Raw genomic sequence first — 625 nt, 5'->3', positions numbered from 1 at the left:
GAGACCGTGACTGCGTACCTTTTGTATAATGGGTCAGCGACTTACATTTTGTAGCGAGGTTAAGCGAATAGCGGAGCCGTAGGGAAACCGAGTGTTAACTGCGCGTTTAGTTGCAAGGTGTAGACCCGAAACCGAGTGATCTAGCCATGGGCAGGTTGAAGGTTGAGTAACATCAACTGGAGGACCGAACCGACTTATGTTGAAAAATGAGCGGATGACTTGTGGCTGGGGGTGAAAGGCCAATCAAACTCGGAGATATCTGGTTCTCCTCGAAAGCTATTTAGGTAGCGCCTCGAGCGAATACCATTGGGGGTAGAGCACTGTTAAGGCTAGGGGGTCATCCCGACTTACCAACCCTTTGCAAACTCCGAATACCAATGAGTACTACTCGGGAGACAGACAGCGGGTGCTAACGTCCGTTGTCAAAAGGGAAACAACCCAGACCGTCAGCTAAGGTCCCAAAGTGTATGTTAAGTGGGAAACGATGTGGGAAGGCTTAGACAGCTAGGATGTTGGCTTAGAAGCAGCCATCATTTAAAGAAAGCGTAATAGCTCACTAGTCGAGTCGGCCTGCGCGGAAGATTTAACGGGGCTAAACATACCACCGAAGCTACGGGTGCATTTC

Annotated in this window: 1 rRNA gene; it reads left to right on the top strand. The window is 49.8% G+C overall.

Features of this window, described 5'->3' with window-relative positions:
* Window positions 1-625: ribosomal RNA gene (locus AAEY97_RS21115) — 23S ribosomal RNA — on the top strand; the annotation flags it as partial.

Source organism: Shewanella sp. TB7-MNA-CIBAN-0143, assembly GCF_040310065.1.
Classification (GTDB): domain Bacteria; phylum Pseudomonadota; class Gammaproteobacteria; order Enterobacterales; family Shewanellaceae; genus Shewanella.
Note: the sequence above shows the minus strand (reverse complement) of the source record. Positions and strands in the feature narration are given on the sequence as shown.